Genomic DNA, 21,843 nt, shown 5'->3' with positions numbered 1-21,843 from the left:
CAGGCACCCGAAATTCCCAGATTGTTACAGGCTTGTGAGTCTGTTAGGACACGTTTTGTTCAGCACGGGCACTCTGTCGCTGCCCTGACTCGCCTCGGCTGGCGGTTTGATTAATTAATAATCCAGTTTTTTATGCTTAATTTTCTTCTTTAACTAATGAATTCAAAATTTAAAACCGCCCGCTAATCATTAGCATGGTTGTTAATACCATGTATCCAAGAGGTTAATAAAAAATGAGCGGTATAGCTGCGCCCGGAGTGGATTCGACTTACTCTAAAAATAACAATAACGCTACGCTGTCGGCACGTATCGACGCACTCCCCCCTTCGGCCGGACTATGGCGCTTTATCGTTTTGCTCTCGCTAGGCGGTTTTTTCGAGCTGTATGACCTGTTCCAGACGGGATATATCAGTTCAGGTTTGGTGGCTGAGAATATCTTCCACGTCGGTGCGGCCGGGATTTTCGGCATTGCCGATCAGGCCGCGTTTGCCTCCAGCACCTTCCTAGGATTGTTTGTCGGCGCCAGCCTGCTGGCACCCAACGCCGACCGATTTGGCCGCCGCATGACCTTCATGTTTGCGCTGGTCTGGTACGGTTTCTTCTCCTTATTAATGGCTTTTCAGCACAGCGCGGAAGGAGTGATCCTGTGCCGCTTCTTAGTCGGCATAGGGCTGGGGCTTGAGCTGGTGACCATTGATACCTACCTGACCGAGTGGGTGCCGACTCATCTGCGCAGCCGGGCTTTCGCCTTCGCCTTCTTTATTCAGTTTCTCTCCGTTCCGGCGGTGGCGTTAATGTCATGGTGGCTGGTGCCGCAAACCTTCTTTGGCCTCAGTGGCTGGCGTTTCGTGGTGATCGCGGGCGCAGTGTGCTCGATTGTTATCTGGCTGGTGAGGAAGAATCTGCCGGAGTCGGCGCGCTGGCTGGCGCAGCAGGGGCGACACGAGGAGGCGCATAAGGTCGTCACTGAGATGGAAAAGCGTTGCGGCGTCAGCCACAGCCCGGCCTATGTGCCGACGGCGGCGCGCGCAGAGCCGCCGCGGAAAAGCACTTTCAAAGAGATTTGGGCACCTGAGTATCGTTCGCGCACTATTATGCTGATGGTGATGAACTTCTTTCAGGCCATCGGCTTCTTTGGCTTTGGGAACTGGCTGCCCGCCCTGCTCTCCGGCCAAGGAACGACGCTGACTCACAGCCTGCTGTACGCCTTCTTTATTACGCTGGCCTACCCGCTGGGTTCGCTGATTTGCAGCCGCTACGCCGATAAGATTGAAAACAAATGGCAGATTGTTCTCTCCTCATTAATGACAGTTGTTTTCGGCACGCTGTTCGCTTTCCAGAGCAATGCGCTGATGCTGATCATCTGCGGCTTCCTGATCACCTATTCCAACGCGTGGCTGACCTATAGCTATCACGCCTATCAGACAGAGGTTTTCCCGACCCATATTCGCGCCCGCGCGGTGGGCTTCTGCTACTCCTTCAGCCGCCTTTCTACCGCCTTCAGCAGCATTATGATTGGCCTGATTTTGCAATATGCCGGAACCGCGGGAGTGATCGCCTTCATCGTGATCAGTATGTTAATTGTCATGCTGGTGATTGGCCTGTTCGGGCCGAAAACCCGCGGCATTAACTTGGAAAACATCTAACAACACAGGCCGGGTGCGGCATGCTGCCCCGGCACTTTTGTTATCGAAATGTGATCATATCCGGCAATTCGCCTTGCAAAATAGTTAACAGAAAGAGCCTTAATGGGCGGAAGCGCACATTTAATCCTCGACCCATCGCGGACAATTATGATGTGATGTGGGTTCTTTCGCAGGATATTACGGTATACTTCACAGACTTTGCTGTTTTATCCAGAACGCTTTTTTATCTGGAATGGTTGTGTACAGGCAAACTGCCTACATATGAATGTAACGGTGATTGCCGACGACCCTTTCTGACGAGGATGCTGTAAACGCGCTATGACTCCATACGCCTCCCCGATTTTGACTTCGCTGTTAGATACCGACGCCTACAAGCTTCACATGCAGCAAGCGGTCTACCATCGCTATCACAATATTAGCGTGGTGGCTGAATTCCGCTGCCGTGGTGATGAACTGCTGGGCGAATACGCTGGCGAAATCCGTCAACAAATCGAGATGATGAGCCAACTGGCCCTGACCGATGATGAGTTTACTTATCTGTCCGGCCTGCCGTTCTTCAGCAACGATTACCTTAACTGGCTGAAAACTTTCCGCTACAACCCACAACATGTCACGGTTTCCGACCGCGACGGGCATTTGCACGTGCGCATTGCCGGTCCGTGGCGTGAAGTGATCATGTGGGAAGTGCCGCTGCTCGCGGTGATCAGTGAAGTGGTGCACCGCCAACGTTCGCCGCAGGTCACGGCGCAAATGGCCATCGACCAGTTGCGCAAGAATCTGGCTCGCTTTAAAGAAGAAGCGGCCGACGTGGATATTTCTCGCTTCCGCCTGATGGACTTCGGCACTCGCCGCCGTTTCTCCGGCGAAGTGCAGCGCGCCATTGTCAGCACGCTGAAAGAGGAGTTCCCGTACCTCGTTGGCACCAGCAACTATGATTTAGCCCACCAACTGCAATTGTCGCCGGTCGGCACTCAGGCCCACGAGTGGTTCCAGGCGCATCAGCAAATTAGCCCGGTGTTAGCCAATAGCCAGCGCGCGGCATTGCAGGCGTGGTTGGATGAGTATCCCAATCAGCTGGGTATCGCCTTGACTGACTGCATCACCATGGATGCCTTCCTGCGCGATTTCGGCCTGAAGTTCGCTAACGCCTATGAAGGTCTGCGCCATGACTCCGGGGATCCGGTGGAATGGGGTGAGAAAGCCATTGCTCATTATCAAAAGCTGGGCATTGACCCGATGACCAAAACGCTGGTGTTCTCGGACAATCTCGACTTGGATAAGGCGCTGGACCTCTACCGCCACTTCCACACGCGGGTCAACTTGGTGTTTGGTATCGGCACTCGCCTCACCTGTAATATTCCTGAGGTGAAGCCGCTGAACATCGTCATCAAGCTGGTGCAGTGCAATGGCAAGCCGGTGGCCAAGCTCTCTGATAGCCCGGGTAAAACCATCTGTCAGGATAAAGCCTTCGTCAAAGCCTTACGCAAAGCTTTTGACTTGCCGCTGGTGAAAAAAGCCTCCTGACTTTCGCGCCGTCGGGTCATTCCGGCGGCATTATTTCCTCCCTCAATCCTGCCCTTCTTCCCGCTTTAGACTTTTTCTTCCTTTATATAGCTATTATTTGGTTTTGCTTATTTAGCATTCATCAGCCTGATGCATCTGATCTCGCCGCCGCTCTGACTGACAAATGTTGTCTGGCGAAGGTGATTTCTGCTTGTGTCCTGAGAAAGGCTAAGTAACATAGCAAAATCCCTTTTTTTAAAGGGTGTCCATTATTTCTGAATCAACATCTGAATATATAAGAAAGAGAGAAACCTATGAGCGTTGTGCCTGTAGTCGACGTACTGCAAGGCCGTGCTGCGGTTGACAGTGAAGTCACCGTACGCGGTTGGGTACGTACCCGGAGAGATTCTAAAGCTGGCATCTCCTTCGTCGCCGTTTATGACGGTTCCTGCTTTAATCCGTTACAGGCCGTTGTGAATAATTCTCTTCCAAATTATCAGGATGAGGTTCTGCGCCTGACGACCGGTTGTTCGGTAGAAGTGACCGGCACCGTGGTTGCCTCTCCTGGCGAAGGCCAGAGTTTCGAGCTGCAAGCAACGGCGATTAAAGTGGTTGGCTGGGTTGATGACCCGGACACTTACCCGATGGCGGCAAAACGCCACAGCATCGAGTATCTGCGTGAAGTGGCTCACCTGCGCCCGCGCACCAACCTGATTGGCGCAGTAGCTCGCGTGCGTAACACCCTGTCTCAGGCTATTCACCGTTTCTATCACGAGAATGGTTATTTCTGGGTGTCGACTCCGCTGATCACCGCGTCCGACACCGAAGGTGCTGGCGAGATGTTCCGCGTTTCCACGCTGGACTTCCAAAACCTGCCACGCACAGATAAAGGCGAAGTCGATTTCAGCGAAGACTTCTTTGGTAAAGAAGCGTTCCTTACGGTTTCCGGCCAGTTGAACGGCGAAACCTACGCCAGCGCCCTGTCCAAGGTTTACACCTTCGGCCCGACCTTCCGCGCAGAGAACTCCAACACCAGCCGTCACCTCGCCGAGTTCTGGATGGTGGAGCCTGAAGTGGCATTTGCCACTCTGGATGACATCGCCGCACTGGCTGAAAGCATGCTTAAATATGTTTTCCAAGCCGTTCTGGACGAAAGAGCAGATGATATGGCGTTTTTTGCCGAGCGCGTAGACAAAGATGCTGTTTCTCGCCTCCAGCGTTTTGTAACATCAGATTTCGCACAGGTGGATTACACCGATGCTGTAGAAATCCTTATCAATTGCGGTCAGAAATTCGAAAACCCGGTCTCTTGGGGCGTCGATCTCTCTTCCGAGCATGAACGCTATCTTGCCGAGCAGCACTTCAAAGCGCCGGTGGTGGTTAAAAACTATCCGAAAGATATCAAAGCATTCTATATGCGAATGAATGAAGACGGGAAAACCGTTGCAGCTATGGATGTGTTAGCACCGGGCATCGGCGAAATTATCGGCGGTTCTCAGCGTGAAGAACGCTTAGATATGCTGGACGCACGTCTGGAAGAGATGGGCCTGAATAAAGAAGATTATTGGTGGTATCGCGATCTTCGTCGCTACGGCACCGTGCCTCACTCAGGTTTCGGCTTAGGCTTCGAACGTCTGGTAGCTTACGTCACTGGCGTGCAAAACGTGCGAGATGTGATCCCGTTCCCACGTACACCACGTAGTGCAACCTTCTAATTAACTAAAATATTTTCCAATTAACATTTTAGTTACATAAATAAGGCCAGCTTTGCTGGCCTTAGTCATTTTTAAAGATAGATCCCTGTCACAAAGTTCCGTAAAAATTACATTTTGTAATACATTTTTTCCTGCTGAAACATATTTGGGGGTTTGGTAGCATTTTCGATGTGGATTAACCCCCCTTCGGATGGAACACTGCGTTCAGACACAGGAGACACCAAACTCTCAAGAATAGTTCCCCAAAGAATTATTTACGGCAGTGGCAGGTGTCCAAATAAAACCAATGAGGGTAATAATAAATGATGAAGCGCAATATTCTTGCAGTGGTAATCCCAGCTCTGTTAGCTGCTGGTGCAGCAAACGCAGCTGAAGTTTATAACAAAGACGGCAACAAACTGGACCTGTACGGTAAAGTTGACGCACGTCACCAGTTCTCTAAGAACAACGGTGATGACGGTGACCAGACTTACGTTCGTTTCGGCTTCAAAGGCGAAACTCAAATTACTGACCAACTGACCGGTTACGGCCAGTGGGAATACAACGTTCAAGCTAACCACGCTGAAAGCGCTGGCGACGAAGGCAACAAAACGCGTCTGGGCTTCGCGGGTCTGAAATTCGGCGACTGGGGTTCATTCGACTACGGTCGTAACTACGGCGTGATCTACGACGTAATGTCTTACACTGACCAATTACCAGTGTTCGGCGATGACACCATGTACCAGAACAACGACAACTTCATGATTGGTCGTTCTAACGGTCTGGCAACTTACCGTAACAACAACTTCTTCGGTCTGGTTGATGGTCTGAGCTTCGCAATTCAGTACCAAGGTAAAAACCAGAACGACCGTAACGCCGACGCGTTCGACGAAAACGGCGTCAACTTGGGTGTTCCACGTAGCTCTGCTAAAAACCAGAACGGCGACGGTTGGGGTGCATCTACCGCTTACGCTATCGGTAATTCCGGTGTTAGCGTAACTGGCGCTTACTTCTCTTCTAACCGTACCGACACTCAGAAACTTGACGGTAACGGCGATAAAGCGTCTGCGTATGCATTGGGTACTAAATACGATGCTAACAACGTATACCTGGCTGCGTTCTACGGCGAATCTACAAACACCACGCCATACGGCGGTGACTTCAACGCTATCGCTAACAAAACTCAGAACCTGGAAGTTGTTGCTCAGTACCAATTCGACTTCGGCCTGCGCCCATCCATCGCTTACCTGCAATCTAAAGGTAAGGACTTGAACGCTCTGGGTACTGGTTTTGGCGGCGGCGATGCTGACCTGGTTAAATACATTGAAGTGGGCACCTACTACTACTTCAACAAAAACATGTCTACCTACGTTGACTACAAAATCAACCTGCTGGACGACAACGACTACACCAAAACTGCCGGTATCTCTACCGACAACGTTGTTGGCGTTGGCTTGCAATACCAGTTCTAATCTCGCTTAATCGAAGCACTTTTGGGTGCTTCACTGGCGAATTTAAAGGCAGAGCTTCGGCTCTGCCTTTTGCTTTTTGGCTTCTCCCCCGCCTTTTCCATCATCAAAATTATTAATCTCGACAGCCGCTTCACAACTCTGCTTTCTTTTTACCGCAAACGGTTGGCAAACTGATTTTGAGGCGGTAACCTGAGCCCTCTTTCTGCTAAATATCAGGTCATGGAAGTCTTTCACATGTTTGAAAAAATCATTGCTGCTCCTGCCGATCCTATTCTGGGTCTTACCGATCTTTTCCGTGCTGACGATCGCCAAGATAAAATTAATCTCGGGATTGGTGTTTATAAAGATGAAACGGGTAAAACTCCGGTTCTCACCAGCGTAAAGAAAGCCGAACAATTCCTGCTGGAAAACGAAACCACCAAAACCTATCTGAGCATCGACGGCCTGCCAGACTTCGCACGCTGCACTCAAGAATTACTGTTTGGTAAAGACAGCGCGATCATCGCGGCTAAACGCGCGCGCACGGCTCAAACGCCGGGCGGCACCGGCGGCCTGCGCATTGCCGCTGAGTTTATCGCCACGCAGACTTCTGCCAAACGCGTCTGGGTAAGCAACCCAAGCTGGCCAAACCATAAAGGCGTGTTCAACGCTTCTGGTCTGGAAGTGGTTGAATACAACTACTATGACGCAGCAAACCATGCGCTTGATTTTGACGGCATGCTGAAAAGCCTGAGTGAAGCGAAAGCCGGCGACGTGGTGCTGTTCCACGGCTGCTGCCATAACCCGACCGGTATCGATCCAACAGAAGCCCAGTGGACTCAGCTAGCTGAGCTGTCCGTGGCTAACGGCTGGTTGCCGCTGTTTGACTTCGCTTACCAAGGTTTCGCTAAGGGTCTGGAAGAAGATGCTCAGGGCCTGCGTATTTTCGCGGCTAAACATGCGGAACTGCTGGTTGCCAGCTCCTACTCCAAAAACTTCGGCCTGTACAACGAGCGCGTGGGTGCCTGTACTTTAGTTGCTGCTGATGCAGAAACCGCCGAGCGCTCATTCAGCCAAGTTAAGTCCGTGATCCGCGCCAACTACTCCAACCCACCATCACACGGTGCGGCAGTGGTAGCGACCATTCTCGGCAATGAAGCGCTGCGTGCTATTTGGGAACAAGAGCTGAGTGATATGCGCCAGCGTATTCACCGTATGCGTCAGCTGTTCGTGACCACCTTGCAAGAAAAAGGCGCGCAACAGGACTTCAGCTTCATCATTAACCAGAACGGCATGTTCTCCTTCAGCGGCCTGACCAAAGATCAGGTTCTGCGTCTGCGTGAAGAGTTCGGCGTTTATGCGGTGAACTCTGGCCGTATCAACGTCGCGGGTATCACGCTGGACAACATGTCCCCGCTGTGTGAAGCCATCGTTGCCGTTCTATAATTACTGAATTCGGCAAAATAAAAAGCCCGTCAGGCAACTGGCGGGCTTTTTTTATGGCTTCAATGACTGCCAGAGTGGTCTCAATCAACTCTTACCAGACGGGTAACTCATCCTGTAAAAACGGGTTGGTTTTGCGCTCGAAACCTAAATCTGACATTGGGCCGTGCCCCGGAATGAATTTAATATCATCACCCAGCGGCAGCAATTTGGTTTTGATGGAATGAATCAATGCCTGATGATCGCCACGCGGGAAGTCACTACGCCCCACGCCACCACGGAAAATCACGTCGCCAGACACGGCCAGACGGCTCTTCTCATTGATGAAAACGATATGTCCCGGCGTGTGACCCGGACAGTGTAAAACCGACAGCTGCTCTTCGCCGACGGTAACCTTATCGCCCTCTTCCAACCATTGATCGGTTTGCAGCGGCGCACAGTCGGCTAATCCAAACATTCTGCTTTGCGTCGGCAGCGATTCTAACAGGAACAGGTCTTCTTTCTGCGGCCCGACGATAGGTGCGGAGTAGTGTTTTGCCAGTTCGGCGGCGGCACCCACGTGGTCAAGATGACCATGAGTCAGCAAAATTTGCTTAACATCGACGCCAAGGGAAGAGACTTCAGCAATGATTTTTTCAGCTTCACCGCCGGGATCGACAATGGCAGCTTGGTTAGTTTCGGTACACCAGATAACTGAACAGTTTTGGCTGAAAGCCGTGACAGGAATGAGATGGTATTTCATAAGGCTCCACGGCGGCTTATTTGTTCATCTGTTCATTCATAAGAGATAAGAAGTCATGAACCAATAAGCCGCATATTCCACATATCACCAGGTTCTTGCCGGACCCGTGTCGATATGCACAAAGTTGCTACGTGGATAATATCCTACACCACCCATCTTCATTTTTAACGCGGCTTTGCGAATATTACTCAAGTCTATGCCAGCAATATGGAAGTCCATCGCCTGCCCCAGCGTGTGGTAGCTATGTTTCGCCACGCCGCTGCCGGGTTTACGCATGCTGTTATTGGTGGCTAAGGTGCGATAACCCGAAATTAGCTGAACCGGTTTATTGGTGCCCAACATCACTTGTAAACGATAGAGATGGTCAAATAAGGCGGGATCAATGCTCTTAACTTGCTCGGCACGATAATCTCTGAACAAGTGGTTCAATCTAGCCAACTCATCCTTGTTGTAACGCTTTCCATCAAAAAACTCGGTTTTGAGGGTCTCACCGGTATTTATGTTGTTAACCACTAAAATACGCGGACGAGGAGTGGAAAGAGTGGCAAAAGCACGCCCCGGAAGGAGTGAAATGCCCACAGCGGCACCGCCAAGTGCCAGCCATTTACGGCGATGTTTGTCTATTTGGTCCATGAACAGTTTATTACCCGATAAGAGAGTCAAAGTAGGCGCATAATTGAGCCCTTCCGAACCTTAACCGCCTTATTTCAGTGAGTCAACTCGCTGTATAAAGCATGACGGGAATAGTGTGGCCACTATTCCCGTCATTAGGCCAATTACTCTGACCGCTATCATTTTAGTTTTACTGCATTTATTGCAGCAAAATTTCTGCTTGTGGCAAAATTTGTGCGCCAGATCTCACCGGAGAATCATAATTGTAAATATCTGTACGGAATTGTGGCTTACCATCTTCGGCAACCCAAGCCGTTAAATAGAACAGTTTTACCGGTATACGATGACGAATCGGCACAAATGTCGTATTCCCGCCCTGTAGGGTGGACGAGATACGGGTGTCATTCCATCCCGCATCCTGTAACAGCATATTCGCCAATTCAGAGGCTTTATTAACGCGCACACAACCCGAACTCAGAGCACGGATATCTTTCTGGAATAACCCGTGGTTAGGCGTGTCATGTAAATAGATGGCATCCGAGCTTGGCATATTGAACTTGTAACGCCCTAGCGAGTTGGTCGCGCCCGGTGCCTGACGAATGCGATACGGGAAATGATTCGGTGACACCACGCTCCAGTCAATCATAGTTGGGTCAACCACTTCCGCATCATTGCTCCAGCCAGACAGCACGGTATAGCCATGTTTTTGGAAATAGCTGCTATCACGCATCGCTTTAGGAACAATATCTTCACGCACTAAGGTTGTCGGCACGTTCCACGGCGGGTTAACCACCACGTTGTTCAACGCGCTGCTCATTAATGGCGTTTTACGGCTTGGGCGGCCAACAATCACCCGAGAAGACAACACTTCGCTACCGTTGAGATAATAAGTCAGTTGGTAGTTAGGAATGTTAACCATAATGCCGGTGTTCACATTACCCGGCAAAATGCGCAGCCGCTGGATGTTCAGCGCCAGCAGCGTTGCGCGCATACGCGGCGAGGCGTTCAGCCATTCGCGAGTACGGGTACCGATAATGCCGTCGGCTTCCAACCCTTGCCATTTCTGGAAGCGTTTCACAGCTTCTACCAAATCTGGTGAGTATTGGTTATCTGCCACAGCAACCGGCGTTGGTGTCGCTGACTGCCCTGCCGGGGTCACTGTCGGTAAGACATCCGTCACCGAGGTTGCCGCCGGGCTGACTACCGGAGATGGCTGGGCTGTTTTGTCAGCGGTTTCATCTACGGACAGATCGTCATTCGCCGCAGCACCCGGGCCATCTTTGGCGATAGTTTCGTCAGTCGGCTGTGGCGATTTAGTTTCCGCCGCAGTGGCATTCATCATGCCGGTGCGGCTGAGGATCTCGCGTAACGCCGGGATATCATCACTGATTTGCCCGGGGCGTAGGCTGGCAGCGTTAGTCACCTGCGGCCATGGGTGGTTATCCGCCAACATGGTTCTCAGCGCGGCGTGCATTTTGGCATACAGCGGGTGTTGTGGCGTTAAGGTCGCCATATATCCTGCCGTGGTGCCTTTACGCAGCGCCAGCTGCCATTGGTTAATCACCGTCAGCGGCGGCGTGGTCATTTTGTAAGGCGTGGAACTGTATAGCCAATTATCGCCATTTGCCTCAACGCCGCTAACAAATTGCAAATAGCCGAGCATGGCGTCAGACAGCACGATATCTCGCGCCATCCCTGTTATCTGCGGATCCGTTAACCATTTTACCCACTGGGTAAACTGCGGCTGGATTCCGGAAAGCGCTAATTCTGCGAGTTGTTGCTGGAATTGATGAACGGTATCTCTGTCTTCCCACATTGGCTGCATATGATTTGCGGCATACAGAGATGAAAGAGAGGAGAGATAAAGCGGTTTAACTCCTTTTGGCAACTCGGCCTGAAGCTGGCTGAGGCTTTGGACGCTAGAAAGCGTCGCCGAGCGCACCGATAATGTCGGCACTGCCGAGAATGCAGCCTGCAGCGGCGCTAATCCCAACGCGATTAGGCAGCTGGCTGCCAGAAATCTGAGAGACCCTTGACTCGTTAACATCATCCCTTGCCTCCCTTAAATATGCCCAAATTGAACCCGATAAATTCAAGCAAACCGCTCATGGTTTAAGTATATAAACATAATTCTTTTTTTGCGCGGGATCTCAACACAATAGCACCCCGCGTGCAGTGAAGACTCTAAGCTAGCGCGAGGATGAAATAAAGTGCTGACAGAGGATAATCATTAGGCTAACTGCTACAAAAGATGTCTTTATGGGTGAAAAATCCGCAACTTACCAAAAACGGCAACTTTCTCTGGCGATGGCACACAGTAAAAGTGCAAGAGTGAACTTTCTTAACCCCATAAACTCAAAGTAAATATTCGTTATCTTGGCTCAATAAAACGGTAACAATTAAGCTTGATTATTTAAAGGCCAAAACCTAGGATAGCCACTGTTATTTTAACTAAATTATTTATATGAAAATTTTACTCATTAGACGCGATAATATTGGCGACTTGATTCTAACGACACCTCTCATTGCAAACCTTACTAAACACAAGGCAAATACTCTCGATTTACTGGTAAATACTTACAATAAGGATGTATTGGTGGGTAATCCCCACATAAGCAATGTTCATCTATATTGTAAGTCTCACCATAGAAAGCCGGGACAAAGCCTGTTAAACGTTTATTATCAAAGAATTAAAACCATTCTCGCCGTGCGTTCGGCGCGCTATGACGTGGTATTGATTGCTAGCACTGATAAACACTCTCTTAAATGGGCAAAGCTTTCCGGTGCGAAAAGAATAATCGCTATAGGAAATTCCCCTAAGAAAGTGGTTACCGATTGCCTGCCACATACAGAAGGCTTACATATTGTTGAATTACTCAATACATTATTAACGCCGCTGGGTATTACTGAAGTTCCCGGACCTTTGGAATTATACGTTTCTGAGAATGAAATTAATCAATGTGCTGAAAAGTTCAAAATTATCAGAGACAAACCTATTTACGGGCTGCAAATTAGTTCGCGTAAACCGAAACAACGTTGGCAGGCAGAAAAATTCATTGAACTGGCCCACCGTTTGGCGGCACGTGAAGATTGTAAGCTGGTGCTTTTCTGGTCTCCTGGTGCAGAAGATAATCCTGAACACCCTGGTGATGACAACAAAGCCAAACAGGTGATTGAGGCCTGTGCCGATATTCCCTTAGTTGCTCTGCCAACCACCAACATTCGCGAACTGATGGCAGCAATGTCACTCTGCGATCAGATTATTACCAGTGATGGCGGTGCGTTGCACATCGCCGCTGGCGTACATAAACCCGTCGTGGCGCTGTACGGTAATAGTGACACCAAATATTGGGCCCCGTGGCAGGTCCCTTGCGCCATCATCAAGGCTCCTTCAGAAGATGTCGGTCTTGTTGATGTGGACAATGTATTTAGCCAATTCACTCAATTGCGTGAAAAAGTACTGTCCATGGCCTCATAAGCCAAAGTTCGTTAAGTTAGGTAACCACTTATACGTAAAAAAGCCCCGTAAACGGGGCTTTTTTTATACGTGGAGCCCGGCGACTATCAGCCGTTTTCTACTTCCGCATCCACTGTTGCCGGTAGCTCGGCGGCGAAACCGCGCAGGCCCACCACGTGAACGTGCTCGTGGTTGTTGAACACTTTACGCACCAGCTTATAGGTTGTGCCTTTCTCCGGACTGATGTTTTCAGGTGCGGCGATAATCAGCTGCATCTCAAGACGGTCGCAGAGTTCGAACAGAGTGGCGATGGATTTAGCATCCAGACGCGCAGCTTCATCGAGGAACAGCAGGCGGCAAGGCGAAATGTCTTTACCGCGCATACGGCTCGACTCTTCTTCCCAGCTCTGCACCACCATCACCAGAATTGACATACCGGTACCGATAGCCTCACCGGTGGACAGCGCACCGCTCTCTGCACGCAACCAGCCGTCAGATCCACGGTTAACCTCCACTTCCATCTCAAGGTAGTTACGGTAATCCAGTAACTCCTCGCCGATGGTCTGTGGCGTACGCTGACCCATGTCGATCTGCGGATTCAGGCGCTGATAGAGCTTCGCTAATGCTTCAGAGAAGGTGAGGCGATTGCTGCTAAACAGGTCCTGATGCTGATCTTGCTGCTCGGAGAGCACGTCCAGCAGCCCGGCATGCGCTTCACGAACGTTAACGTTAAGGCGCACACTCTTAACCTGACCGAAGGCCACGGCCTGCAGCCCTTGGTTGAGCATGCGAATGCGGTTCTGCTCGCGTTGAATGGTTTTGCGAATAATATTCGCCACGCTTTTCGAGCTGATCGCCAGCTGCTGCTCACGCGCGGTCAGCTCTTCGGTCAGGCGGCCCAGCTCGATTTCCATCTGTTCGATAGCTTCAACCGGGTCGTCGGTGCGAATAATATCCTGACGAATTCGCTCGCGCAGATGCTGATACACCGCGATGTAGAACTGAATTTTGCGCTCAGGGCGTTTTGGATCTTCGGAAAGACGCAGAACGTCGCGCAAGTGCTCGTTGTCAGCCACCGCCAGGCGCAGCGCACCCAGCGATTTATCCGACATGGATCGCAGCTCGTCGCCGTCCATATAGGCCAGTTCGCGGCGGTGCAGACGGCGCTCGACGCCATTGTCTTTCACCAAACGCATCACGGCGCACCAGCCGGCCTTCGCCGTCACCACGTGTTCGCGGCTCTGGTGATAGTCGCGCTCAAGCTTGCGCAGTTTCTTCTGCAAGTTGTCCATTTCGGCTTCGCAGAAGGTGATCTGTTTTTCCAGCTGGTTGCAACGCGCGCGGTTGGTGCTCAAGGCTGCATGCAGCTCGTCACGGCGCGTTTTGGCACGAGCTTCGGCATTAGCGTCTGCCTGCACGCCGATATCCTGCAGCTCTTGCCCCAGCTCTTTCAACATGTCGCGCTTAGCATCGAACGAACTTTTCAGCGACGCCAACACTTGATTGTACTGGGCGTATTGCGCCTGATGCTGACGCATCTGCTCGCGCGCACGGGTACGCTCGGCTTCTGCATGCTCAAGACGCTGACGCAGCTTGTCATTCAAATCCGAGTTTTCAGTTAGCATGCCCGCAGAGTCGGTATAGCCGAAGTGCGCCCGGCGCTGAACCACTTCGGTCAGCGAGAAGGCCTGCTGCTTCGCCAGCCGCTGGGCGTGCTGGGCCTGCGCATAATCTTCTTTCAGCTGGTCGTGCTGCTCTGGGTCACTTTGCAGCACAGAAACCAGCGGCTCCAGCTTGGTAAGAGACGCGCTGTGTTGCTGAATAAAGCGGGCAGAATCCTGCGCTTCTTCCAGCTCTTCACGGATCTCTTCGACACGATCAATCAAGGTTTCGTCACACAGCAAGCCGACGCGCGGCAGCAGCTTGTTGAGCATGGCAACCGACTCTTTTGCCTGTTCATACTGCTGGCGCTGCTGCTGGTTGGCACCTTCATGCGAGTTCAGGGCGCGCTCCAGCTCACCGCGACGGCCGCTGAGGGTGCGGATCTCTGCTTCTGGGTCGGCGTCAAACGCCACCGCCAAGTGACTGCCGATGAAGCGGCTGAAGGCCTGATGCACACGCTGGATCTTCTGCACGTCAAACGACAGAGTCGCATAACGCTCAGACAGGGTTTCGCGCTCTTTATGTAAGGTTTCGAGGCGATTCTCACGCGCCGCGCGGCCAAACAGAGGCACTTGCGGGAAGTGGGAATAACGCCACTGGCGGTCGCCGGTTTTGACCAGTACCGCGCCCTGCATCTCTTCGACGGCAAACACGCTGTCATCGAAGGACTGCGGATCCCCTTCAATCAGATAAAGGTCTTCCGGGCAATCGTCCAAACCGTCAAGCTGATCGCGGATCAGAGAGAGATCTGGCACCACGATGGCGTGGCGGGATGGCCCGTAAAGTGCGGAGAAGTAAGGCGCGTCATCAATGGTGACGTCGTCATAAATCTCGGAGAGCAGAACGCCGCCAAAACGTTCGGCCAGCGCAATCATTCGCGAATCTTCCGCGCCGCTCGGCTGGCTAAGGCGAGTTATCTGCCCTTCAATGCGTTTTTTGCGTGAAGCCACTTCGTCGCGCTCAACCGTGGTTTCGCGCTCGCTTTCCAGCATCTGCTGCATGTACTCAGTGACCTGCTGGCTACTTTCCAGCGGCTCTTTGCTCTGCTCGCTCAGTTGGCTCAACGCATCTTGCGCCGCCAGCCAAACGGGCGCGCGTGCGGTCAGCTCACGAATACGGGCTTGCACGCGTTCGAGTTCCTGACGCATTTCCATGCGGCGTTCGCCGGCTTGGGAAACCACGCCAGACAACTCTTCAATCTGTACTTCCAGCTCGCGTTGCAGTTCATCAAGATCTTCAGGATGGACATCCTGACCCGAACGTTTGCAGAACTCCTGCAATTGGCGCTCGGCGTCTTGCTGCTCGCGCAGGCGACCTTCCAGCTCGGACAGGCGCATGCGCAGTGGTTCTACGCGCTCGGCCTGATGCTGTTGAGAAGACCAGTCGCGCAGCAATTCACGCGCGGTTTGCCATGCTTCGCTGCGGCTCACTTCACCGGCGATTTTCACCACCAGCTGATAAGCGTTTTCGAACTGGCTGTGCGCCGCGTCGGCCACGCTCATCTTCTGCTCAAGCATCAGCAGAATATCTGTGGCTTCTTGCTCTTTGCTTTGGAAGGTTTCCAGCCACTCTTCGCTGTTCTGGCTCGAAAGGTCAGGGATTTGGCACAGTTCGCGCGCGCGCTCAAGGGCGTGCAACGCCTGCTGATACTGAATGGCACGGGTTTGCTGCACGTCCAGCGCCTGCTGGTAATCAGCCAGCTGGCTCTTCAGCTCATCCACTTCAATCTCAGCGGCTTCGGCACGGGCTTCGTGCTCGGCGTGCAGCTCGCTGGCTTCGGCAACCACTTCATTTTGTTCTTCGAGACGATAAGTCAGCTCCTCGAGGTCGCTTTCATAGCGCTCGATTTTTTCCTGCTGACGCATCGCCGTCTGCACCAAACTCAAGTGGTCACTGGCCGCCTGATAATCGGTCTCTAAATCACTTTGCGAGCCGCTCTGCTCGGCCAATTCACGGGCCATTTCTACGTGACGATACTGCTCGCTGGAGAGCTGTTTACGGCTGGTCAGCAAGTCATTACGCAGCACCAGCGCGCCGTCGAGATGGATGCGTCGCTCATTGGCATGGCGCATATAGTCGGCGGCAACGTAAGAGGTGGCCTCGGAGATCAGGTGCTTGAACAGGTCACGGTCAGACTGGGTTACGCGAATGGCTTCCAGCGTCATGCGGTTCTCGCGCAGCGCGGCTTCCATGTCTTGGAAGGCTTTGCGCACGCCGCTGTTTTCAGGCAACAGGTAGTCGCGCAGAGAGCGGGTGATGGCGCTGGAAATCCCGCCGTACAGCGAGGCTTCAATCAGGCGATAGAACTTGCTGCGATCGGACGCGGTGCGCAGACGGCGCGGGATCACACCCAGATCAAACATCAGCGAGTGATAGTCAGTGATCGAGTTGAACTGCTTGAACTGCACCCCTTCCATCGCTTCGACGCTGTCTTTCAGCTCTTGCAGCGACAGCACGCGCGCCTGACGGTCGCCCACGGTCTGAGTCAAAATCTCTGTAGGCTGAATCGCAGTAGGCAGACCTTGAATGGTGAAAGGTTTGATATCCACTTTACGATCACGCCCGGCAACCTGCTGCAAACGCACGCCGACGATCACCCGCTGATGGCGCGAGTTCACTACGTCGAGAGTGGAGTAGCAGACGCCCGCGCGCAGCTTACCGTGCAGACCTTTGTCACGAGAGCCAGATGTCGCGCCAGCCTCGGTGGTGTTACGAAAGTGCAGCAAGGTTAAGTCAGGGATAAGCGCCGTGACGAAGGCCGCCATGGTGGTGGATTTACCCGCCCCGTTGCCGCCCGAAAGCGTGGTAACCAAAGCATCAAGGTCAAAAGTACGCGCAAAGAAGCCGTTCCAGTTAACCAGCGTTAGTGAGCGAAATTTACCGCGTTCAATCATTCCTGTTCGTCCTCTGCGCTGTCATGCCCTTGTTCGGTTGGCGATTCGCTGTCTTCGTTTTCGTCATTCAGCGATAACGCGCTTTCAATTGGCATTGCTTCACCGTCGCGGATCATTCGCAACTGCGCTTCGCGGGCGTCATCGCCACTGCGTACATCTGCCCCGAAGCGGAACACGGCTTCGGTAATGCGGAATTTACTGCTGTCGGCACCCATAAACCACACCATGCCCAAGCGGCGCAGGCGGTTCAGCGAGGTTCTGACCTTCTCTTGCAGCTTCTGGCGGTCAAGGTCAGAGCCGGTAGAACGCTGATTGACGTATTTCAGCAGCTTGCTTTCATCGGCAAGGCTGAGCAGCTCATCATACAGTTCCTGCTGGGTGAAAATGCCTTCATGCGCCAGACGCTCAGGGCTGAGGTACAGATAGCAGAGGATTTTCCCTACCATCATGTCCAGCTCGGAAAGCACCGAACGCGGGATAAGCGTGGTAGAACGCGGGCGCAGGTAGAAGAAACCTTCCGGCGCGCGGATCAATTCAACGCTGTAGCGACTGTAAAACAGCTCGAGTTCTTCCTGATAGTCCATCAGGAAAGCGTGGTTATCCAATTCGTCAATGCCAATGTGACGGCCAGAACGCAGCTGACTGTCCAGAGCAGGAAATACGGAATTTGCCAACGCTTGCGCCAGCTTAGCTGGCATTATGTGTTCAATATTTGTCGATGACATGGGCCTGCACCTTGGCTCCGAAATCATTGATTGCCTGCCATTCGGCTGGCAACCCTGAAAAATCTGCTTCAGCCACACCAAGGCGTACAGCCTGGTCGACCACAATTCGCGCTACGTCAAAATGCCGCGCGCGCGGGTACTGTTCAAGGTAATCGCGCATCACGGTGCCCAGATTGAGCGGCGTCTTCTGTTGTTGATACACTTGCAGCGCTTGCTCAATCATTGCGGCAAGCTGCTCACGGATTTCACTAAATTCTTCATATTCCAGGTCCGGCGGAAGTTCACCGGTCACCTCTTCACTGCGCAGCGCCAGCTCTTCATCACGCATATCCAGTAAACGCTCTGCATTCGCAAAGGTTAAGGTCCAAGGGTTGTCGAAGTAATTTTGGACGGACTGACGCAGGCGCTGAGCAAAGACGCGGTTTTTATCCATGTCGATCGCGGTACGGATAAATTTGTGAACATGGCGATCATAACCGATCCACAGGTCAATCGCTTGCTGGCCCCAGCTGGTGATACGGTCTAACTTGCTTTGTAAATCAAAGACTAACTTATCGACGAAGCTCAGCTCGCTTTCGCCCATGGTCGAATCCTGAATCCGCAGTAAATGCGCCTGCAACAGGTCACCCGCGGCTTCCAGCGTATCTTGCAACTCACGCAGCGTACCTGAAGTTTCAGATAGCAGCATTTCACAGCTGGAAATGGCCGCACGCCAATCTTTGTTTAACAGCGCGGCGATATCGTCTTTCACGCCCTGCTGCTGCTCGTCCATGATGCGCTGCGTCATGTCGATGCTGTCAAAAATCTCCGCCACGGAATATTTCAGCGGCGCGAAAACGTTGCGGTGCCAATGAAACTCATCACCGCCCTCTTCGGCGGCATCCGCGGCGCGCTTAAGCTCTTGGGCCACGATGGACAGCTGCATGGAGAGGCGCAGCGTCGAGAATTCACGTTGACGGATATAGTAGTCGGTGATGCCAATGCCCAGCGGCGTTAAACGATAAATGGCATTGCCGTCAGCCAGTTCACTGACAAAACGATTGAGTAAACGCTGACGCACCATGTCATTAATGGCGTTGTTGGCGCGCACGGTGACCGTTTCATGGGTTTGCTCGAAGCCTTTGCTTACGTGGCGAAATGCATCGACCAGCTCACCCTCGCTCATTTCACCGTCCAGACGCTCGCCGTTCAGCGTAGCAATTGCCAGCAGAAAGGCCAGACGTTCGGTAGGCAGAGAAATGGAGAAGTCATTTTTGCGCGCCCAGGCGACCAGTTCGGGTACAGTCTGGGAAAATTCACTCATGATTCGTCCTTCAGATTGGGTTTGTGCGCCATCACGTGGATGTAACGTCCCAAACTAACAAAAGGTTCCTGTCGGCAATAACGCTGTTCCAGCGCCAGAAGCTCGTCGAAATCCTGTTTATGTTGTTGCCGGTTACGCAAGTAATCATGGAAAACGCGAACACCGGTTTTGCCAGCAATAGTCATCCCCAGCTCTTCAAGCCATGCATAAACTTGTTGAGGTTCCAGAGGATGATCCGGCAACAGCGAGCTTTTTTTAATTTTTGGCACGCCTGCTTCGACGTGACCGAAGTTACCCAAGATCATGTGACGCATCACCAGACCATGGATATTGTAAAACATTAGCGACAAGGCACCACCCGGCGCCAAACAATCGGTTAATGCCTGCAAAGCCTCTTGAGGTTCTGCCAGCCATTCGATCACCGCGTGAAACAATATCAGATCAACAGGCTGTTCCAAATGCTGAGCGACGTTCTGAGCGGGACATTGTACAAATTGCATGTTGTCGCTCACACCTTTTTCCTCGGCGGCCGCTTTGGCGCGGCGGATCATCTCACCAGAGAGATCGCACAACAAGACCTGATGTCCTAAAGCGGCGAGTTCGCACGCCATCTGCCCTTCACCACCACCCGCATCCAAAATGCGCAGCGGCCTCTGCGGCAGCGTGGCGATCAGTTCGCGAAGATCTTGTCCCAGCACGGCCTGACGAATACGGCCTTTGGTCGTACCGTAAATATTGCGTGAGAACTTTTCGGCGATATCGTCGAAATTACGATCCTGCATGAAATGATACCTGTTCCTGATAGCGCATTTTGTTGAATGAAATCATAACCGAAATAGTTGGCATTGCGGGACGGCCGCGCCTGCTATTTTGGCACAGGCTGACGTAGAATAAATCATCCCAATGTGGATTCGCGCCTGGATGTCGTTTTTTCGCTCAAAAGGACCTATTTTCGATGCCATTTATCCTCAAAAAAGCCATCGGCGGCCTGCTGCTTCCGCTTCCCTTTATATTATTGATCATGGCCGTAGCGCTGGTTTTACTGTGGTTTACGCGATGGCAGAAAGCCGGGAAAGTCTGCTTTTTACTGAGTTGGCTCGTTCTGGCCTTATTAAGCTTGCAACCTGTCGCTGATACATTGCTGCGTCCGCTGGAGTCCAGCTATCCCACTTACCGTGCCAATAGCGCGCAGCCGCTAAAATATGTGGTGGTGCTCGGTGGCGGGTACACTTATAACCCAGACTGGGCACCCAGTTCCAATTTGATCAATAACAGTCTGCCGCGTGTAACCGAAGGGATACGCATTTATCGGGAGAATCCGGGGTCGAAGATGATTTTTACCGGCGGAAGAGCCATTGGCAACCCGGTGAGTACGGCAGAAGTGGCGGCGAAAGTGGCTGTCAGCCTTGGCGTGCCGCAGAGCGATATCATCATGCTCGACACCCCGCGTGATACTCACGAAGAAGCCGAGCAGGTGAAAATACACATTGGAGAGCAGCCAATGGCGCTGGTGACCTCTGCCAACCACCTGCCGCGCGCCCTGATTTTCTTCCAGCAACAGGGGCTACACCCTATCCCTGCTCCGGCCAATCAGCTGGCTATCGACTCGCCGTTGAATCCGTGGGAGAAAATATTGCCCAGCTCGATCTACTTAGGCCATAGCGAGCGTGTTTGGTATGAAAGCATGGGGCGCATCTGGCAACGAATTGGCGGCAGCAGCGACTGAGCTTAGTTAAGCCACGGAAGCAGTTGGCGTTTGGCCTGCTCAAACGCCGGGCGATCCAGTTTGCCGGTATGCAGCAGATGGGAGACAGACTCCCACAGAAGATATAAACCGCGTCGGGTAAGGAAGCTTTCTGAGACCGGCGCGCGCTGTAAATAGCGAAATAGCAGCTGCTCGCTCATCCCTTTCTCCCACAGGCGGAACAACTCGAACTCCCTCGGCCCCCACAGCAGCGTGCCGGGGTTGATCATCGCCAGCAGCTGGTCACTGCGCGGGTCTTTTAGCAGACTGCGCAGTGAAAGATTGCCGTGAAGCAGCACGGAATTGTCATTAAAATCAGCAAACAGGCTGGGTAAGCTGGCGCGAGAGCGGAACAGTAAGGTGCGATCTTCCTGCGTCAGTTGCGCTGACTGCAAATGGCTGACCGAGGCCCAAAGCGCCTCGACTCGCTGCTGATACCACAGCGGCCACTTATTCTCCTGCGTGCTGTCCACCGTGCCCACGTGGCCGTGGCTGTCTATTCTGTGCCACGCCAGCAACCCCTCAATAATCTGTTCTATCAGCGTCTCCCCGCGCTGTGGCGTGCGGGTCGGGGCTTCGGCAGAAACGCCGCGCAGGCGCTCAATCAGCAAGACTTCCTTGAAAGGCGATTGGCTGGTGGTAACCAGACCAAATACCGTCGGCACGCGCACCACGCCCTCGCGCGCCAGCATCGACAATTTATAGGCCTCTTGGCTGGCAATGCCTGCGCAAACATAGCTTTTCGCCATTAACGGCACGGCGTGCCCCTGCTCATCGTAAATCGCATACAGATGGGCATAAGGTTGTTCGCTCACGCATTCAAGGCGAGACAGGCGCTCACCCAGCACAATACTCAGTTCGGCTTTCAGCTGTTCCATGACGGTTACACAGTGAAGAAGTGATGAGGTTTATGATGAAAGCATTTTCCGACGATTTCTCGGCGGCAGATCAATGAAAGTCGCAGAAT

15 protein-coding genes are annotated in these 21,843 nt (G+C 52.5%); 7 read left to right on the top strand and 8 right to left on the bottom strand.

What is annotated here, in order from left to right:
* Positions 1 to 233: 233 nt before the first annotated feature.
* The 5 genes from GEAM_RS05270 to GEAM_RS05245 all read left to right on the top strand — a co-directional run bounded on the left by GEAM_RS05270 (position 234) and on the right by GEAM_RS05245 (position 7,740).
* Positions 234 to 1,646 (top strand): MFS transporter, encoded by a 1,413-nt coding sequence (locus GEAM_RS05270; protein ID WP_034789255.1) that lies wholly within the window; start codon positions 234 to 236, stop codon positions 1,644 to 1,646.
* Positions 1,647 to 1,964: 318 nt separating this feature from the next.
* A complete protein-coding gene (gene pncB / locus GEAM_RS05265) occupies positions 1,965 to 3,170 on the top strand; it encodes a nicotinate phosphoribosyltransferase (RefSeq protein WP_034789253.1) in 1,206 nt (401 codons plus the stop codon).
* Between the two features lie 293 nt (positions 3,171 to 3,463).
* Positions 3,464 to 4,864: an asparagine--tRNA ligase gene (gene asnS / locus GEAM_RS05260; protein ID WP_034789249.1), complete on the top strand. Its 1,401-nt coding sequence runs from the start codon at positions 3,464 to 3,466 to the stop codon at positions 4,862 to 4,864.
* Between the two features lie 302 nt (positions 4,865 to 5,166).
* Positions 5,167 to 6,315, top strand: coding sequence for a porin OmpC (gene ompC / locus GEAM_RS05255; protein WP_034789247.1), 1,149 nt, complete (start codon positions 5,167 to 5,169; stop codon positions 6,313 to 6,315).
* Between the two features lie 234 nt (positions 6,316 to 6,549).
* Positions 6,550 to 7,740, top strand: a complete 1,191-nt coding sequence (locus GEAM_RS05245; RefSeq protein ID WP_034789242.1) for an amino acid aminotransferase — start codon at positions 6,550 to 6,552, stop codon at positions 7,738 to 7,740.
* A 91-nt stretch (positions 7,741 to 7,831) separates the two neighbouring features.
* On the opposite strand, the gene GEAM_RS05240 is transcribed toward GEAM_RS05245, so the two are convergent.
* The 3 genes from GEAM_RS05240 to ldtD form a co-directional block, all read right to left on the bottom strand.
* Entirely contained in the window at positions 7,832 to 8,479 is a 648-nt protein-coding gene (locus GEAM_RS05240) for an MBL fold metallo-hydrolase (protein ID WP_034789239.1), read from the bottom strand.
* 84 nt (positions 8,480 to 8,563) lie between these two features.
* On the bottom strand, positions 8,564 to 9,112 hold the full coding sequence (gene mepK, locus GEAM_RS05235; RefSeq protein WP_034789237.1) for a peptidoglycan L,D-endopeptidase MepK: 549 nt from the start codon (positions 9,110 to 9,112) through the stop codon (positions 8,564 to 8,566).
* A gap of 178 nt (positions 9,113 to 9,290) precedes the next feature.
* Complete coding sequence (ldtD, locus tag GEAM_RS05230) at positions 9,291 to 11,141, bottom strand: L,D-transpeptidase (protein ID WP_210435874.1); 1,851 nt, start codon at positions 11,139 to 11,141, stop codon at positions 9,291 to 9,293.
* 414 nt (positions 11,142 to 11,555) lie between these two features.
* On the opposite strand from ldtD, the gene GEAM_RS05225 reads away from it, so the two are divergent.
* Entirely contained in the window at positions 11,556 to 12,569 is a 1,014-nt protein-coding gene (locus tag GEAM_RS05225) for a glycosyltransferase family 9 protein (RefSeq protein WP_034789235.1), read from the top strand.
* An 86-nt stretch (positions 12,570 to 12,655) separates the two neighbouring features.
* Here the strand turns inward: GEAM_RS05225 and mukB are convergent, their stop codons facing one another.
* Genes mukB through cmoM form a run of 4 tightly spaced genes read right to left on the bottom strand, consistent with a single transcriptional unit; the run spans position 12,656 to position 19,914 of the window.
* Entirely contained in the window at positions 12,656 to 17,104 is a 4,449-nt protein-coding gene (mukB, locus tag GEAM_RS05220) for a chromosome partition protein MukB (protein WP_034789233.1), read from the bottom strand.
* Complete coding sequence (gene mukE / locus GEAM_RS05215) at positions 17,101 to 17,829, bottom strand: chromosome partition protein MukE (RefSeq protein ID WP_034789231.1); 729 nt, start codon at positions 17,827 to 17,829, stop codon at positions 17,101 to 17,103. The genes mukB and mukE overlap by 4 nt, the downstream gene beginning before the upstream one ends.
* Positions 17,810 to 19,132 (bottom strand): chromosome partition protein MukF, encoded by a 1,323-nt coding sequence (gene mukF / locus GEAM_RS05210; protein WP_034789221.1) that lies wholly within the window; start codon positions 19,130 to 19,132, stop codon positions 17,810 to 17,812. Before mukF ends, mukE begins: the two co-directional genes overlap by 20 nt.
* Positions 19,129 to 19,914, bottom strand: coding sequence for a tRNA uridine 5-oxyacetic acid(34) methyltransferase CmoM (gene cmoM, locus GEAM_RS05205; protein ID WP_034789219.1), 786 nt, complete (start codon positions 19,912 to 19,914; stop codon positions 19,129 to 19,131). The genes mukF and cmoM overlap by 4 nt, the downstream gene beginning before the upstream one ends.
* 173 nt (positions 19,915 to 20,087) lie before the next feature.
* Between cmoM and elyC the strand changes: the two genes are divergently transcribed.
* Complete coding sequence (gene elyC, locus GEAM_RS05200; RefSeq protein WP_034789216.1) at positions 20,088 to 20,858, top strand: envelope biogenesis factor ElyC; 771 nt, start codon at positions 20,088 to 20,090, stop codon at positions 20,856 to 20,858.
* A 2-nt stretch (positions 20,859 to 20,860) separates the two neighbouring features.
* On the opposite strand, the gene GEAM_RS05195 is transcribed toward elyC, so the two are convergent.
* Complete coding sequence (locus GEAM_RS05195) at positions 20,861 to 21,754, bottom strand: YcbJ family phosphotransferase (protein ID WP_034789214.1); 894 nt, start codon at positions 21,752 to 21,754, stop codon at positions 20,861 to 20,863.
* Positions 21,755 to 21,843: the final 89 nt, after the last annotated feature.

It is taken from the genome of Ewingella americana ATCC 33852, assembly GCF_000735345.1.
Lineage (GTDB): Bacteria > Pseudomonadota > Gammaproteobacteria > Enterobacterales > Enterobacteriaceae > Ewingella > Ewingella americana.
The sequence above is the reverse complement of the archived record's forward strand: the minus strand, read 5'-3'. Positions and strand labels throughout refer to the sequence as shown.